This window comes from Virgibacillus salexigens (assembly GCF_014905415.1).
In the GTDB taxonomy this organism is placed as follows: domain Bacteria; phylum Bacillota; class Bacilli; order Bacillales; family Amphibacillaceae; genus Virgibacillus; species Virgibacillus salexigens.
Genome location: NZ_BNEO01000002.1, coordinates 827,970 through 843,271 on the forward strand (window position 1 = coordinate 827,970; position 15,302 = coordinate 843,271).

Annotated in this window: 14 protein-coding genes and 1 other annotated feature; all 14 genes read right to left on the minus strand. The window is 35.4% G+C overall.

Going from position 1 to position 15,302, the window contains the following annotated elements:
- Window positions 1-105: 105 nt before the first annotated feature.
- The 14 genes from cccA to JKP73_RS12055 all read right to left on the minus strand — a co-directional run bounded on the left by cccA (window position 106) and on the right by JKP73_RS12055 (window position 15,301).
- Entirely contained in the window at window positions 106-480 is a 375-nt protein-coding gene (gene cccA, locus JKP73_RS11990) for a cytochrome c550 (protein ID WP_021291094.1), read from the minus strand.
- 361 nt (window positions 481-841) lie between these two features.
- Window positions 842-1,963, minus strand: coding sequence for an RNA polymerase sigma factor RpoD (rpoD, locus tag JKP73_RS11995; protein ID WP_021291093.1), 1,122 nt, complete (start codon window positions 1,961-1,963; stop codon window positions 842-844).
- Between the two features lie 31 nt (window positions 1,964-1,994).
- Window positions 1,995-3,815, minus strand: coding sequence for a DNA primase (gene dnaG / locus JKP73_RS12000; RefSeq protein WP_021291092.1), 1,821 nt, complete (start codon window positions 3,813-3,815; stop codon window positions 1,995-1,997).
- A gap of 457 nt (window positions 3,816-4,272) precedes the next feature.
- On the minus strand, window positions 4,273-5,073 hold the full coding sequence (locus tag JKP73_RS12005; RefSeq protein ID WP_021291091.1) for a pyruvate, water dikinase regulatory protein: 801 nt from the start codon (window positions 5,071-5,073) through the stop codon (window positions 4,273-4,275).
- Between the two features lie 25 nt (window positions 5,074-5,098).
- Window positions 5,099-5,728 carry a transcriptional regulator CcpN gene (ccpN, locus tag JKP73_RS12010; protein ID WP_021291090.1) on the minus strand — a complete coding sequence of 210 codons (630 nt, stop codon included), beginning with the start codon at window positions 5,726-5,728 and terminating at the stop codon, window positions 5,099-5,101.
- A 98-nt stretch (window positions 5,729-5,826) separates the two neighbouring features.
- Window positions 5,827-7,905: a glycine--tRNA ligase subunit beta gene (gene glyS, locus JKP73_RS12015; protein WP_160807081.1), complete on the minus strand. Its 2,079-nt coding sequence runs from the start codon at window positions 7,903-7,905 to the stop codon at window positions 5,827-5,829.
- A 1-nt stretch (window position 7,906) separates the two neighbouring features.
- On the minus strand, window positions 7,907-8,785 hold the full coding sequence (glyQ, locus tag JKP73_RS12020) for a glycine--tRNA ligase subunit alpha (RefSeq protein ID WP_021291088.1): 879 nt from the start codon (window positions 8,783-8,785) through the stop codon (window positions 7,907-7,909).
- 126 nt (window positions 8,786-8,911) lie between these two features.
- Window positions 8,912-9,080 (minus strand) — a binding site (T-box leader).
- A 52-nt stretch (window positions 9,081-9,132) separates the two neighbouring features.
- On the minus strand, window positions 9,133-9,876 hold the full coding sequence (gene recO / locus JKP73_RS12025) for a DNA repair protein RecO (protein WP_021291087.1): 744 nt from the start codon (window positions 9,874-9,876) through the stop codon (window positions 9,133-9,135).
- 48 nt (window positions 9,877-9,924) lie between these two features.
- Complete coding sequence (locus tag JKP73_RS12030) at window positions 9,925-10,065, minus strand: YqzL family protein (protein ID WP_021291086.1); 141 nt, start codon at window positions 10,063-10,065, stop codon at window positions 9,925-9,927.
- A gap of 94 nt (window positions 10,066-10,159) precedes the next feature.
- On the minus strand, window positions 10,160-11,062 hold the full coding sequence (era, locus tag JKP73_RS12035; RefSeq protein WP_160807080.1) for a GTPase Era: 903 nt from the start codon (window positions 11,060-11,062) through the stop codon (window positions 10,160-10,162).
- Between the two features lie 246 nt (window positions 11,063-11,308).
- Window positions 11,309-11,671, minus strand: a complete 363-nt coding sequence (locus JKP73_RS12040) for a diacylglycerol kinase family protein (protein ID WP_021291084.1) — start codon at window positions 11,669-11,671, stop codon at window positions 11,309-11,311.
- A complete protein-coding gene (ybeY, locus tag JKP73_RS12045) occupies window positions 11,661-12,125 on the minus strand; it encodes an rRNA maturation RNase YbeY (RefSeq protein WP_021291083.1) in 465 nt (154 codons plus the stop codon). The genes JKP73_RS12040 and ybeY overlap by 11 nt, the downstream gene beginning before the upstream one ends.
- The gene (locus tag JKP73_RS12050; protein WP_160807278.1) at window positions 12,126-14,207 is read right to left on the minus strand and encodes an HD family phosphohydrolase; all 2,082 of its coding nucleotides are present in this window, start codon (window positions 14,205-14,207) and stop codon (window positions 12,126-12,128) included.
- Window positions 14,208-14,338: 131 nt separating this feature from the next.
- Window positions 14,339-15,301 (minus strand): PhoH family protein, encoded by a 963-nt coding sequence (locus JKP73_RS12055; protein ID WP_021291081.1) that lies wholly within the window; start codon window positions 15,299-15,301, stop codon window positions 14,339-14,341.
- Window position 15,302 lies beyond the last annotated feature (1 nt).

A 15,302-nucleotide genomic window follows, 5' to 3' on the forward strand; every position in this document is an offset into this window, starting at 1 on the left:
TATTTCCTCCACATTCCTCTATTTATTCGTTATGTTCTTATATAAAGAAAAGCTTTCTGTTTATTAGCAGAAAGCTTCGCTTTTCACCTATTTCATCACGTTTAATTACTTTTTCTCTGCCAGCCATTTAGCCAATACTTCAGCCTCGGCTTCATTGGCCATACCAGCAGGCATTTGTCCTTTACCATTAATAATTACATCTTGAATCTCTTCTTGAGACAATCTACTACCAACTTGTGTCAAATCTGGTCCCATACCTCCAGATAGATCTGCCCCATGGCAGCTTGCACAATTCGATTCAAATATTGCTGCCGGATCATCGGTTGTCTCACCTTCTTGAGACTCGGCTTGTTCACCGCCACCTTCTTCCGCTTGTTGCATGTCATTACGTTGATCTAATCCTACAAATGATAGAATAATTACGCCAAGTATCCCTACTAAAGCAATGATTGCATATGGGATAACAGGGTTTCTTTTCATTACGTTTCCTCCTTATGTAATCCCCATTTCGTTATTAACTGTAAAAGACTATATTTATTTTACTTGAAAAACTGCTTTCTTTAAAGTGTTTACACATGAAAATTTATTAAAACTATTTAAATCTATAGACATAATAGATGAAAAATAGCAACTTCTAAATAATACGATACATTAAGGAAGCCTTGCCGTCTTGATCATAATCCATACATATATGATCAGCATTAAAATACAAGTTGCAAAATAGTCTGAAATTGCGTAAAATGAAAACAAGAAATTGAAAACGTTAACAAAAATAAATTAGGATGATGATTATTAAAAGGAAAATCATTGGACAATGACGAGCATTGTCCAATGACATGAATTAATCAAGAAAATCTTTCAAACGTTTGCTTCTACTCGGATGTCTTAGTTTGCGAAGTGCCTTCGCTTCTATTTGACGGATTCTTTCTCTTGTTACACCGAACACTTTACCAACTTCTTCTAATGTTCTAGTACGACCGTCATCTAGACCAAATCGCAAGCGTAGTACATTTTCTTCACGATCTGTTAACGTATCAAGAACATCTTCTAATTGTTCTTTTAGTAATTCATAAGCCGCATGATCAGATGGAGAGACCGCTTCTTGGTCTTCAATAAAATCACCTAAGTGAGAGTCATCTTCTTCTCCGATTGGAGTTTCTAGAGATACTGGTTCTTGTGCAATTTTGAGTATGTCACGAACTTTATCTGGCGCTAGTTCCATTTCTTCTCCAATTTCTTCTGGAGTAGGTTCTCTACCTAGGTCTTGCAGCAATTGTCTTTGAACACGAATTAATTTATTAATCGTTTCTACCATGTGTACGGGAATTCTTATTGTTCTTGCTTGGTCAGCTATCGCTCTTGTAATTGCCTGTCTTATCCACCAAGTTGCATAGGTACTAAACTTGAATCCTTTTCGGTAATCAAACTTTTCTACTGCTTTAATTAATCCCATATTTCCTTCTTGGATAAGATCTAGGAATAACATACCTCTGCCCACATACCGCTTTGCAATACTCACAACTAAACGTAAGTTTGCTTCAGAAAGGCGGCGTTTCGCTTCTTCATCACCTTTTTCGATTCGTGTTGCTAAATCGATCTCTTCAGCAGCAGATAATAAATCAACCCGGCCAATTTCTTTTAAATACATACGTACTGGGTCATTTATCTTGATTCCCAATGGTACGCTAAGGTCATTCAGGTTAAATTCTTCCTCTTTTGCAATTTGTTGCATACTAGGATCCTCTTCGGATTCTCCTATTACTTCAACACCTTGATCTGCTAGGTACTCATAAAATTCGTCCATTTGGTCTGATTCAAGCGTAAAATTAGACAAACGATCTGCTATTTCTTCATATGCCAAAACACCTCGTTTTTTACCCATTTCTAATAACTGGTCTTTGGCTTGTTCTAAGGTTAGTTCAGATTCATTTTCTTTTGTTTGTGAAGGCTTGTTATCGGCCATGAGTCCCCCTCCTTCCATACTGCATAAAAAATCATTTCGGATGTTTTAGTTGCTTATTTATTTCAATAATTTGCATTGCTATTTGCGCTGCTTTTATTGGGTCCTGTTGTTGTTCAGCCATTTTTTGCTGATCTTTCAACGATTTAATTGTATCCATATCACTATTTTTAGTCCGGATAATTCGAATATAGTCATTCAATTCCTGATCACTGATATCCTCTTGTACTGGTAACATAGCTATTTCCGTAATTTGTTGCTGTAATTCCGAATCAGTAATCCTTTCTAGAAATAAACTGACATCTGCTTCATTTCCTTCTTCGTAAAATGCGTATAAATGAGTTGCAATGATTTTATGGGAATCTATATTAAATCCTGCTCCAATTTCGTCTTGAATTTTTTCAGTGATTCTCACGTTTTGGAGCATATAGGAAATTAATTGTCTCTCTGCATTTTGAAAAGCTGGGAGCAACTTCGATTTCCGAACATTCCATACCGTATTACTAGTATATCTGTTCTTTTGGTGATTATCCTTATTTGTGCCAAACTTTTCGCGATAACCTGAAATTTCATTTGTTAACGTATCAATGGATATACCATATTCTTTACTTAATTCTTTCACATAATATTCCCGTTCAATGGGACTATCAATCATTGCGAGTTGCTTTAATACTTTTTCTATATAGTTTATGCGATCTCCTTCATGATTTAAATTAAAATCTTTCTTCAAAAATCGCATATAGAAACTCATAAATGTATCACTTGCTTTTATTACTTCCTTCTCAAATGCATCTCCTCCATAAGTCTGAATAAAACTGTCAGGATCTATGTTATTTTCCAGATGTGCTATTTTTACTTCACAGCCAGATTGTCTTAATAAAACAGCTGCTTTATATGCAGCATCTAAGCCAGCTCGATCTCCGTCATAACACAGAATTACGGTATTAACATAACGCTTGAGAAGTTTCGCCTGATATTCAGTTAATGCAGTACCTAATGTTGCAATAACATTTCGAATACCCGCTTGATAAGCAGCGATAATATCCATTTGCCCTTCAAAAAGAATAGCTTCATTTTTCTTACGGATGTGCTTTTTGGCTAGATCAAAATTATAAAGAAGTTTTCCTTTATGGAACAACTCACTTTCTGGACTATTAATATACTTTGGCTTACTATCCCCGATAGTAGCTCGGCCACCGAAGGCAACAGTTTTACCCAAATGGTTTCGAATAGGAAATATAATTCTTCCTCTGAACCTGTCACTAATTTGACCGTCTTCCCGTAAATTGATCAAACCAGCTTTTACTAATAATTGCTGATGAAATCCTTTTTTCTTTAAGAATTCAGCGGTAAAGTCCTTTACATTAGGAGCAAAACCGAGTTGAAACGCATCGATTGATTCATCCTTTACACCCCGGTCTTGTAAATAACCATATCCTTCTTTTCCATCCTTTGTATAACGAAGAAGATGATGATAAAGCTTTGCTAACCATTCATGCGCGGACAATATATCCTGATTCTCTTGAGACAATGAACTTTCAGTCGTTTTTGAATTTGTCTCAGGTAGTTGGATTCCACTTCTATCCGCAAGATGCTGCAGTGCTTCAAAAAATGAATAATTCTCCATTTCCATCAGAAATGTAACTACATTTCCACCCTTACCACAGCCAAAACAATGAAATATTTGCTTTTCTTGGGTCACTGAAAATGATGGTGTTTTCTCTCCATGAAAAGGACAAAGACCAAAATAATTTCTTCCTTGTTTTTTTAACTGAATATAATCCCCAATAATGTCTACAATATCATTAGCTTTACGAATTTCTTCGATCACTTCTTCAGGAATTTGATTGGACATAAAATCACCATGCTAATTAATATTCGTCTTTCATTAAAAAAATCCTTCATTTTTCGACAATATTTTTTAAAAAAGCCGAAAAAAATTCCTTCTTCATGTGTAAACATCATCTGTGAAGGACACTCATATCACTAGCTCTCCTAAACTTTGAAAACTAGCTACCAATAAGAAACGACTTGTAGACGCTAATTGTTATCTGTCTTTCCAATACATACTTCTACATAAGTCTTACAAAATCCTTCTTCAAAGATAAGGTTTCTTTACATAAACATACATTATAAACGATACGTATGTTATATCATTACACAAAGACTCATTATAATATACTTTTTTATAAAAAGCTATTAAATCGTTTCTAGTTTTATATTATTGCCAGCAGTGTTGATTCCTAACCATGAAAAAACATTCTACACACTAGATATAGAATGTTTTTTATGAAGTTATCTCTTAAAAACTACTATTTTTTAATGATTTGTCGGATACTATTTGCTGTTTCCTCTACTGCTTTATTTGAAACATCAATTACATGACAGCCTATTTTTTTAACTATAGCATCAAAATAATCAAGCTCTTTATAGATTCTTTCCATGTTAGCATATGTCGCTTGATCACCTAATCCCAACGCTTTTAACCTTTCTTTACGAATTTCATTTAGTTTTGCTGGGCTTATTCGTAATCCAATGCATTTGCTTGGGTCAACGTCAAATAATTCTTCAGGAGGATCCACTTCTGGCACAATGGGCACATTTGCAACTTTTAAACGCTTATGTGCTAAATATTGAGATAAGGGTGTTTTCGAAGTTCTTGAAACTCCAATTAAAACAATATCAGCTCTGGAAATTCCTCTTGAATCCCGCCCGTCGTCGTATTTCACAGCAAATTCGATTGCTTCTACACGTTTAAAATAATCTTCGTCCAGTTTATGAACCAACCCTGCTTCCATTCTCGGAGATCGATTAAACACACGTTCCATTGCTTTTAACATTGGTCCCATAATGTCAATTGCTTCCATATTCAATTGTTTTGCACGTTCATTTACATAGTTTCGAAGACTTGGATCGACAAGTGTAAAGCCAATTAGACCGTTGTTTTCATTAGCAAGCTGTAGTGCATCATCAATCGTTTCTTTATCTTCGACATATGGAATGCGCTGTATCTTATAGGTTCCATCATTAAATTGACTCAAGCCTGCTTTAATAACTAACTCAGCAGTTTCCCCTACTGAATCAGATAATACATAGACAGGTTGCGTAAACATGAATCTACCCCTTCCTATCAATTGATTACAAATCTTTATCCAAAATTAATTCCACAAATGCCTTGGTAATTGTCGTTTTCGTTATTCTGCCAACTACTTCTAACCCTTGGTCTGAATCTTTAATGACTGGAATCCCATCAATTTGCTTATCAATTAAATTCTTAGCCACATCAACTAATAAATCCTCTTTTCTACAAACTGTTATATTCGGCATCCTTGTCATAATAATATGTACAGGGACTGTACTTAAATCTTGTTGTCCAATACTTGCACGTAGTAAGTCTTTTCTAGATAAAACACCTGTTAAACAAGCATAATCATCGACCACAAACAGGGTCCCCACATCTTCCAAAAACATTGTTGATATAGCATCATACACCGATACACTTTCCTTTACTACAATTGGCACATGTTGATATTCATATACTTTAAACTTTTTAATTTGCTCTGTAAGTAATTCTGTTCCTGTTTTACCTGTGAAAAAATAGCCTACACGAGGGCGGGCATCCAGAAATCCCGCCATCGTCAAAATGGCTAAATCAGGACGTAATGTAGCACGAGTTAAGCTTAGCCGTTCAGCAATATTTTCACCAGTAATTGGTCCGTTTTCTTTAACTATTTGAAGTATTTCTTCCTGTCTATTTGATAACTCCATCTCTTTCACCACCTACAAACGATGTGACATCAACTGTTACTTCTATTATAGACTAAATATACTGAAAAGAGAATTGGATCGCTTTACAGAAAGAAAAATTAGAAATGTTGTTTCCATTCAATTTGTGTCAAATCTGCATACCGATTAATTATATTTGCTATATTAGCTAACAACCCTAAACGATTGTTGCGAACTCGTTCATTATCCGTCATGACCATATTATTATCAAAGAAAAGGTGGATAGGTTCAGCTAGTTTAGCAATTAACTGTAAGTTCTTTTCAGCATTTCGATCTGTATCCTGATATGATTCTTCCACAAATTGATATTGTTCATATAACGCTTTTTCCGAATCCGTTTCAAATAGTTGAGGGTCTACACTCGTCGTTTCCGCTTTTTCAGCTAAATTTAGAACACGTACCAAAGCCTCTTGGATAGGCTTAAATGCATCATCATTTCTTTTCTCTGATAACGTTTGTGCTTTAGCTAATGTATAATCGTAAATTCCAACACCATCATGTAAGACTGCTTGAATAATATCCTGCTCCACCGCAGCTTCTTTTAATAAGAAGGCGGCACGTAAGGAGAAAAATTCTTTTAAATGAACAAATGATTGGTCATGATTTGACAATGGAACATTCGATTGCTTAAAGACATCTTGGGCAATTCGTAATAAGTTTTCAATTTGCATATCCCACTTAAATGTTTTAACTATTCGTAATATACCTGTTGCTTGCCTTCGTAGACCGTATGGATCCTGTGAACCCGTTGGCATTAAACCAACAGATATACATCCTGTGATAGTATCTAACTTGTCGGCTATACTTACAATTGCCCCTACTTCTGTTGCTGGCAGATCTCCATTTGCTTGAATTGGCAAATAATGTTCACGAATTGCTTGAGCAACAAGGTCATTTTCTCCATATAAATGTGCATATTTTTCACCAATTACACCTTGTAGCTCAGTAAATTCATTGACCATATTTGTTGGTAAGTCAAATTTACAAATAGAGGCAGCACGGATTGCTAAGGACATTTTATCTGTATTTAGATGAATGAATTTACCTATTTGTTCAGTTAACGCAGTAACACGCTGTACTTTATTCGCAATCGTACCTAATTTTTCTTGAAAAACAACCCGTTCAAGTTTTGCTAAATAATATTCAATGGAATGCTTCTGATCTTCTTCATAGAAAAAGGCAGCATCAGATAATCGAGCACGTAAGACTTTCTCATTACCCTTAATCACCGTATCAATCGCATAATCATTCCCGTTACGGATTCCAACAAAGTAAGGAAGCAGCTTTCCGTCTAATGATTTTACAGGAAAATAACGTTGATGTTCTTTCATGGAAATGATTAAAACTTCATCCGGAAGCTTTAAAAACTGCTGGTCAAATGATCCAAGAAACACTTGAGGGAATTCCACTAAATTACGAACCTCATCAAGTAAGTGTTTATCGACAGGTATTTGAATATCTTTATCCTTCTCTAAAGTATGAATTCCCTTTAGGATTTTTTCTTCTCTTTTTAGGGGATCAACGATAACATATTGGTTCAATAACGCTGACTCATAATTAAGTGGGTTTTCTAGCGTTATATTATCACCTAAAAAACGATGACCAAAAGTCAGGTTACTGCTGGTAACCTTCGCTACTTCAAACGGAATAATTTCACTTCCGAATAAGCCAACAAGCCATCGAATCGGACGTGCATACCTAATCGATTGCGTACCCCAACGCATATTTTTGCCAAAGGTTATCGATTCAATTATTTTATGAAATTCAGGTAGTAAATCAAAAGTTGTTTGACCTTCGATATGTTTTTTAATGAATACATAGGAAGTACCATTAAGCTCTTTTATATATAGATCGTCCGTTGTCTTTCCTTGCCCTTTCGAAAAACCAATTGCAGCTTTCGTCCAATTCCCATCTTCACCTTTGGCAATTTTCAAGGAAGGGCCCTTAACCTCTTCTGCTATCGTTGTCTGTTCCTCAGCCACACCTTTAATCATAACCGCTAATCGCCTTGGCGTAGAAAATGATCGTATTTGCTCATATGAAATTCGTAAATCATGTAACCAAGCTTCTGTCTTTTCTTTCAACTGCGATTCTGCATCATCAATAAACCGCGCTGGTAATTCCTCTAAGCCAATTTCAAATAATGCATTTTTTGTCATTTTATTTTTCCTCCTTTTGCAACATCGGGAAACCAAGACGTTCTCTTTCTGCAACGTAAGCTTTCGCTATACTACGAGCTAGATTACGAATTCTAGTTATATATCCAGTACGCTCTGTAACGGATATAACACCTTTTGCATCTAGGAGGTTAAACGTATGGGAGCATTTTAAAACATAGTCATATGCCGGGAATACTAAACCCTTATCCATCGTTTCTTTCGCTTCCTTTTCATATTTTGTAAATAAGTCAAATAGCATTTCTGTATTTGATTCTTCAAATGTATATTTCGAATGCTCGTATTCTGGTTGATAAAAGATATCCTCTACGGTTACACCTGTCGTCCATTCCAAATCAAAGACATTTTCTTTATCCTGGATATAAGATGCAAGCCGTTCAATGCCATACGTAAGCTCTACTGCCACAGGATTCGCTTCTAAGCCCCCTATTTGTTGGAAATAGGTGAATTGAGTAATTTCCATTCCATCTAGCCATACTTCCCAGCCCAGACCAGCAGCGCCAAGAGTAGGATTTTCCCAATTGTCCTCCACAAACCGAATATCATGTTCAAGTGGATTAATACCTAATTTTTTCAAGGATTCAAGATATAGTTCTTGGATATTATCAGGAGAAGGCTTCATAATTACTTGAAATTGATGATGCTGATAAAGTCGGTTAGGGTTATTACCATACCTACCATCTGCAGGCCGTCTTGAAGGTTCCACATAAGCAACATTCCAAGGCTCTGGTCCAAGACTACGTAATAATGTCATTGGAGACATTGTCCCTGCTCCTTTTTCTACATCATACGCCTGCATAATAATACAATTTTGTTCAGACCAATGTTTTTGCAATGTTAATATCATTTCTTGAATAGTCATTAATCACATATCCTCCATTACGAATTATTCGCTTCTCAGCAGCTATTTCACCTATAAGGTGAATGAACCCTTAGAGAAACTGCTCTTTGCAAATAAATATCCCCGTCTCTATGTCTCTAAACGGGACATAGGGACGGGGATCAACCGCGGTTCCACCCTATTTGCTCTCTTAAAGAGCCACTTTATTTGCATTGCTCCAAAGCGCCCTTCCCCTTTGTTCCATCATCCAGCTCTCACCAATCTGGACTCGCTTTACAAGGATACAAAAGGTACTTTTCTTTTTCACAGCAATGTTATCGTATCATTTTATGTACAAATAATACGTCATTTATCCTTGTCATGTCAACTTATTTTAATAAATCCAGTTGATTTAAAAATTTCCGTGACTTGATAAAATAGCCGCCATAATAATCATAATAAGCATCTAACAGTTGACGTAACAAGCGTTTATTCTCGTTTTTAATCGAAATAGTTCCCACCTGCTGTAAGTTAACTGTTGCAAAAATATGTAATAATTTAGCTACAGCATTAGGTAACGGGATGGCTTCCGGATCCATTCTTCTACATTCCCTGCAGAGCAACCCACCCTCAGTAATCGAAAATACAAACGGAGAATTCCGATTGCCGCAATTACTGCAACGACTTACTAATGGCGCAAACCCACCTTTTGCATATAGTTTTAATTCATACATCATCATGGGAATACTAGGTTCCTCATTTTCAGCAATCCAAGTCATGGTTTCATGCAATTGATGGAATATAGTTAGATCTGGCTTTTTGTCATCCAGTAACTTATCCGTAAGTTCAATAATATATGCAGCATATGCCGTTTTAATGATGTCCTCTCGGATTTTTCGAAATGAATCAATAACTTCCCCTTGTTGGATAGTGCTCAAGCCACTATTAACATAAACAAAGAATTGTGCATAGATGAATGGCTGCGTTACGGCAGCCATTCGACTTTTCGGTTTTTTTGCACCACGAGCGATGGCGGAAAGTTTACCTAATTTCTTACTATATATCGTGACAATTTTATGCGTTTCCCCATAGTCATTTGTCTTTAATACAATACCTTCTATTTTTTCAAGCACATAGATTCACCTTTGCCTCATCTATTCTTACACGTTTTCAATTCTTTACTAATTGGTATCTAATGGTGTTATTTTTTGACCTTCATGCTGGGTTACTTCATTTTTCCGTTCATTTTCTAACTCTTTCATCAATAAATAGGTTTCAATGTTTCCTGTTTGGCTGAATAATTTCCAGGTTAAATCAATCACAAGAAAACCCACCTTTCTTTAATGTTTGAAAATGTAACTTACTACTTAGAATCACCACAACACTAAAAACAATTAGTATAAAAATTTACCATGTTTAATATTCATCGCTTCGAAAACCGTATTCATATAGCTGATTTTGCTTGTTTCTCCAATCCTTTTTAACTTTTACCCAAAGCTCTAAGTACACTTTTGTACCTAGTAATTTTTCAATATCTTCTCGAGCTGCTTTCCCAATATTTTTCAACATACTTCCATGCTTACCAATCAGTATTCCTTTTTGGGTTTTTCTTTCGGTTACAATTGTAGCTTGTATATATAATTTCTGATCGTCTGCTTTTTCCATCTGCTCCAGCACAACAGCTATCGAGTGCGGTACTTCTTCCCTAGTTAGTTGCAATACTTTTTCTCGTATTAGTTCTTGCATAACAAATCTTTCTGGGTGGTCAGTAATTTGGTCTTCAGGGTAATATTGCGGTCCTTCTGGAAGATCTTTCTTGAGGACTTCCAGCATATGATCCACATTATTCCCTTGCAAAGCAGAAATGGGAATAATCTCTGCGAATGCATATTTTTCTTTATATTGATCTATTAAAGGTAACAAATCATCTGGATGAACAAGATCAATTTTATTAATAATTAAATAAACTGGTCTTTTTACTTGATGCAGACGCTCGATAATATATTGATCCCCTTTGCCGTAACCTTCACTAGCATTGATCATAAATAAAATAGCATCTACTTCATTCAACGTATTTTCAGCAGTTTTTACCATGAAGTCCCCAAGTCGATGCTTTGGTTTATGAATTCCAGGTGTATCAATAAAAATAATTTGAGAATGCTCTTCTGTTAACACGCCTTGAATCTTGTTTCTTGTGGTTTGTGGCTTATCACTCATAATTGCAATTTTTTGGCCAATCACTCTATTCATAAATGTAGATTTTCCAACATTTGGTCTACCAATAATTGCTATAAATCCGGATTTAAAACTATATTCCATGTTGCTTCCTCCACGACGTATTTCAAATGTTTTATCCATATCATACTACAAATAAGCTTCTGTTTCATGCAATCGACAAAAGCTTTAAAAACTTTTGGTTCTTTTATTAAAATAGCACTTCTCTAGACAAAATTCACGGATAATTACCCAGTAAACGCAAATTTTGTATTTTCCTTAAAATAGTTAATCAATAATAAATTACCCCCAATTGTTGGATATTAACCAACAATTGGGGGCTTCAGGGAGCTAAAATAAAGCAATGATGTTGGGAATAAATATAAACAGTCCAATTATAAAAGCTGCTACTGCCGCGATCAACACACCTCCAGCAGCCATATCTTTAATTTGTTTGGCTGCTGGGTGAATATCTGGCTTGATGTAATCCATGATTCTTTCAATTGTACTATTAATCATTTCAGCAATTAAGACAATACCAATTGCTATTACAATAAATATCCATTCCATTCTAGATAATCCAAGAATGAACCCTGCAATAATGACAAGAAGGGCCGTTATTAAATGAATTTGAAAGTTACGTTCCAATTTAACTACTTGAACGATACCCTCCCAAGCATAGGAAAAGCCAATCGACCATTTTTTATCTTTCAATTCCAAACTCACCTAATAATTGATCTTGTTTCGCAAACATGTTTTGTTCATCCTCTTTTGACATATGATCATATCCTAAAAGATGAAGAAAGCCATGAATCGTTAGAAAACCTAATTCTCTTTCTAATGAGTGATTATATTCCTCTGCTTGTTCTTTTGCTTTTTCAATAGAAATAACAATATCACCTAATAATAACGGTAAATCTTCATCAATAATGTCTATTTCACCTTCTCCAGTCTCTTGCATTGCAAAAGAGATTACATCTGTTGGTGTGTTCTTTTGTCTATAATTTCGATTAATTTCTTGAATCTCCTTATTACTCACAAAATTAATGGATACTTCCGCTTCTTGGGTAATACCTTCTTTTTCAGCTGCAAAGGTTACCAAGCGTTGAATCATATCAATATAATCACTCGGTACAGAGTTGGTTTTATCATGAAAATCAATATACACTTATTTTGCCTCCTTCATCGGATATTGTATGCGAGAATGAAAAATACCTTTCAATGTATTACATATCGTTCGTTGTATTATATTTATTTCCTTTAATGTTAATGGGCAATCATCAAGTTGACCGTCAGTCATTTTATTATTAATGATTGATGTTACAATTTCCTCAATTTTAACTTCTGTTGGTTCTTTTAATGAACGGACAGCTGCTTCAACTGAATCACAAATACTAATAATAGCGGATTCTGACGACTGTGGTTTCGGTCCTGGGTAACGAAATTGATCCTCCGTAACTGCTGGGTTTTTTCCTTGTTCTTTGATATAAAAGAACTTTAATAAGGATGTACCATGATGTTGTTTAGCAATATCAATGATTTCTTCTGGAAGACGGTGTTTACTTAACATTTCTGCGCCATCATATGGATGATTAATAATGATTTTAGCACTCTCCTCAGGAGTAATGGTATCATGAGGGTTTTTTATTGCAAGTTGATTTTCAATAAAATAATGTGGACGCACAGTCTTCCCAACATCATGATAATATGCACCTACCCTCGCAAGCAAGCCATTCGCACCAATAGCTTCACATGCTGTCTCACTTAAATTTGCGACCATAACAGAATGGTGATATGTACCTGGCGCCTCCGTCAGCAGTTTTTTTAATAACGGTTGATTTGGACTCGATAACTGTAATAATTTGATGTCCGAGAGGATTCCTAATGATGTTTCAAAAAATGGCAGCAACCCTATTGTTAATACGGCTGATAAAAAAGCTGAAGCCGCAGCAAAGGATGTTTGGATAAAAATATCGGATAATGCGTACTTTTCGAACGAGAGAAATATAAATAATACGACAATAATCATATTAGTAATACCAATACCTAACCCTGCTTTAACAATCGCAAGTCGATCTTTCACATTCATTAAGAGGATGATTGCTACTATTTGGGAAAGAAAGAAATAGATTCCTGCTTCCACATGAAGTGATCCTGGTATTTGATTATTAAAAATAACACTACCTAAAATAGCGTACAAGCCACTGAGGACAATCGCAGACCGTTCATGTATTAATTGCTTAATTAATAATGCCCCAGTAGCTATTGGCATTACATAAAATAATTGATTCACTTGCGTTGTATAGATACTAACGATTTTCATCAACGAAAGGATGATTATACTAATTAGTACAATTGAAATTATTTTTCCTCGATCTAATTGATGATGTTTAGCTACCCAATTCATTTCATGTGCAATGATAAAGCAAATCAGAAAAATAAGTAGAGATAAGCCAATGCCGGGGAATAGATTACGTTCCTTATCTAGTACACCTACTAAGTCCAGTTTTTCATAAATCTCATTTGTGATTATTTGTTCTTCCCGAACAATAATTTCTCCTGCTCTAATAACTACAGGGTCAACACTACTAGCAGCTTCTTTCCTAGCATTTGCTGTTTTATCCACATCGAAAAAGGAGTTTTCAACCACAGCGAATTCCGTTAAACTCGTTAACACGTTTTTTATATCTGTATTCAACGCTTCATATTTAATAGTTTGATTAATACTGGTGATCGCACTCTGGGTATTCTCTGTTCGTACGCCATTGTTCATTGTTTCTGTTAGCGATTCCAAGAAAAGCTTCTTTCCATTGTTTCGATCATTTTCTGGGATTTCCACTAACTGAGACAATAAATCATCACTTATTCCTTCGGTAATTTCTGGTGACAAGATTTGCTTTAATCGTTGTACCTTTTCCTGATTTGAAAGAGGTGGTGAAGAAGCATCTTCTGAATTGTCTTGTCCAGCGCCAATATCTTGATCTAACTTATTCACCGCATCAAAAAGTTCATTTACATAAGCAACTCGTTCGTCCGTAATTTCTTGATCAATATCATACCTGTCTTCTACTGCTTGGACAGTTTCTCTCGTTTTCCGTTCTGTTTCTTGTTCATTCTCCATCGTAACTGGCGAACGAATAGTCTCCTGTGCTCTGCTAAAACGCTCAATTTCATACGTTTCGGTATGTACATTATTAATCGTCATTACAAAAAAGAATACTGCTAGTAATATAGTAGCAAGAATAATCATCAGCCATTTATTAGAGCTTTTCTTTATCCATGCAGAAACATTGAATCTCTTTTTAAACAATTGTTTCTACCCCCTTTTAACCAGGAAAATACAGAAATAAGACCCATCTACAAAGGGTCTTACATTCTGGTTCATTTATTTCCTTGTTCATAAGCTTCTATGATACGTTGAACCAAAGGATGACGTACAACATCATTTTGTTCCAGATATACGAATCCTATTCCCTTCACCCCATTCAATAAATGGCTAGCAGCATGCAGACCAGATTGAACCCCTTTAGGTAAGTCAATTTGAGTAATATCTCCGGTGATTACCATCTTGGATCCAAATCCCAAGCGAGTTAAGAACATTTTCATTTGTTCAGGGGTTGTGTTCTGTGCTTCATCCAATATGACAAATGCATCATCCAGCGTTCTACCACGCATATATGCTAGCGGAGCAATTTCAATTGTATCTCGTTCAATTAATCGAATCGTGTGCTCTGCACCTAACACATCATGTAACGCATCATATAATGGCCTTAGATATGGATCTACTTTTTCTTTTAAATCTCCAGGTAAAAAACCCAAACTCTCTCCAGCTTCTACAGCTGGTCTCGTTAAGATAATACGCTTTACTAATCCGTTTTTTAAAGCATGAACTGCCATAACAACTGCTAAATAAGTTTTACCAGTACCTGCAGGCCCTATCCCAAATACAAGATCATTTGCTTTTATTGACGCTATATAATTGCGTTGTCCTAGCGTTTTTACCCGTATTGATTTTCCCTTTGCATTTTTCGTAATTTCATCTTCATACAATGTTTCAAATTGATTTAATTTCCCTTTTTTAGCTAACTCGACTGCATATACTACATCTCGTTCAGTTATGCTTAATCCTTTACGAATAACCGAAAGCAACGCTAATAGTATGTCTTGAACAAGATCTATTGCTTCTTTATCTCCAGACACCCGAACTTGTTCGCCTCTTGTTACAATCGAAATGTTAAGTAATTCTTCTAATTGAAAAAGATTCTTGTCATTTGTGCCAAATAATGCTAATGCCTCATTTGGATTTGAAAGTTGTAAATCAATCTCCGTAAGATTTTCTGGCATA

Excerpts from the sequence above, each read along its gene's own strand:
- glyQ (WP_021291088.1), bottom strand. The coding sequence starts at position 8,785 with ATGACTATTCAAGAAATGATATTAACATTGCAAAAACATTGGTCTGAA.
- cccA (WP_021291094.1), bottom strand. The coding sequence starts at position 480 with ATGAAAAGAAACCCTGTTATCCCATATGCAATCATTGCTTTAGTAGGG.
- dnaG (WP_021291092.1), bottom strand. The coding sequence starts at position 3,815 with ATGTCCAATCAAATTCCTGAAGAAGTGATCGAAGAAATTCGTAAAGCT.
- ccpN (WP_021291090.1), bottom strand. The coding sequence starts at position 5,728 with ATGGAGTTATCAAATAGACAGGAAGAAATACTTCAAATAGTTAAAGAA.
- era (WP_160807080.1), bottom strand. The coding sequence starts at position 11,062 with ATGGAATATAGTTTTAAATCCGGATTTATAGCAATTATTGGTAGACCA.
- glyS (WP_160807081.1), bottom strand. The coding sequence starts at position 7,905 with ATGACAAAAAATGCATTATTTGAAATTGGCTTAGAGGAATTACCAGCG.
- rpoD (WP_021291093.1), bottom strand. The coding sequence starts at position 1,963 with ATGGCCGATAACAAGCCTTCACAAACAAAAGAAAATGAATCTGAACTA.
- JKP73_RS12005 (WP_021291091.1), bottom strand. The coding sequence starts at position 5,073 with ATGTTTACGCAACCTGTCTATGTATTATCTGATTCAGTAGGGGAAACT.
- JKP73_RS12055 (WP_021291081.1), bottom strand. The coding sequence starts at position 15,301 with ATGCCAGAAAATCTTACGGAGATTGATTTACAACTTTCAAATCCAAAT.
- JKP73_RS12050 (WP_160807278.1), bottom strand. The coding sequence starts at position 14,207 with ATGATTATTCTTGCTACTATATTACTAGCAGTATTCTTTTTTGTAATG.